Annotated in this window: 3 protein-coding genes; all 3 read left to right on the top strand. The window is 72.3% G+C overall.

Annotation, left to right across the window (positions count from 1 at the left end):
* Positions 1–211 (top strand): hypothetical protein (locus Q7L55_03785; GenBank protein ID MDO8731678.1); only part of this gene is annotated, 211 nt, incomplete at its 5' end.
* A 2-nt stretch (positions 212–213) separates the two neighbouring features.
* Positions 214–576, top strand: coding sequence for a hypothetical protein (locus tag Q7L55_03790; GenBank protein MDO8731679.1), 363 nt, complete (start codon positions 214–216; stop codon positions 574–576).
* Positions 573–1003: hypothetical protein (locus tag Q7L55_03795; GenBank protein ID MDO8731680.1), on the top strand; the 431-nt coding region annotated here is incomplete at its 3' end. The genes Q7L55_03790 and Q7L55_03795, both read left to right, overlap by 4 nt.

Consider the following 1003-nt stretch of genomic DNA (forward strand, 5'->3'; position numbering starts at 1 on the left):
TCGGATGCTGGCCCGGTTGAGGGCGCTGGAGCGGGACAGCGAGACGCTGGCGGCGGCACTGGAGACGGCGTGGCAGGCGGCTGGACCGCCGCAGTGGCAGTCGCCTCCGGGATGGGACGGACAGCGGTGGACGGCGCTGCACCACCGCCTGCGGGGCTGGGAAGGGCAGGCAGCGGCGCTCCGGCACTGTCTGGGCCTCGAACCGCGCTAGAGGTGCGTGCCGCGGAGGCGGTGACGGATGCCCGGCCGCGGTGGAACTACCTCGCCGCCTGCGTGGAAGCCCGCCACGTGCTGCTGACCCCCGGTCCGGGGGCGGAAGCCCGGATAGCGTCCTGGGGCGTGCTGGCGGGGCAGGAAGCCGCATTGCTGTGCGAAGCGCGCTGGAGCAGCCTGCTGGCGATGTTGACGCAGGTGATGCGCGCGGACCTGGTGCCCGCGGACGACACCGAGTGGACAGAGCTCGGCCGGCTCCTGGGGGAGCGTGGCGACCGGTTCGCGGCCTGGCTGGAATGCACGGTGGGGGATCTGATCGGGCTCCTCGACACCGCGCACGCGCGGCCGGGGGTGCCCGCATGATCTATATCGGCATCGACCCGGGACTGGAGGGCGCCATCGCGGTGATGACGCCCGAGGGCATCTTGCTCCACGACATGCCCGTGGTGCGGACCCCGAAAGGACAGTATGACGCCGCCGCGATGGCGGGGCTGTTGCGACTTTACGCGGGGGACCGGCAAGCGCGGGCGGTCCTGGAGGCGGTCAGCGGTCGACCGGGCCAGGGGACTGCAAGCGCCCGCAGTATCGGCATCGGCTACGGCGTGTGGCTGGGGCTCCTGGCCGCGCTGGAGATCGGCCACCAGTCCGTTCCACCAGGCGTCTGGAAGCGCACGCTCGGGCTACTGAAGGCGGACAAAGCGGCCAGCCGGGCGCGGGCCGTGGAGTTGTATCCCGAGGTGGCTGGCCGGCTCACCCGGGTCAAAGATCACGGTCGGGCCGAGGCGCTGCT

It is taken from the genome of Actinomycetota bacterium (genome assembly GCA_030650795.1).
In the GTDB taxonomy this organism is placed as follows: domain Bacteria; phylum Actinomycetota; class Actinomycetes; order S36-B12; family S36-B12; genus UBA11398.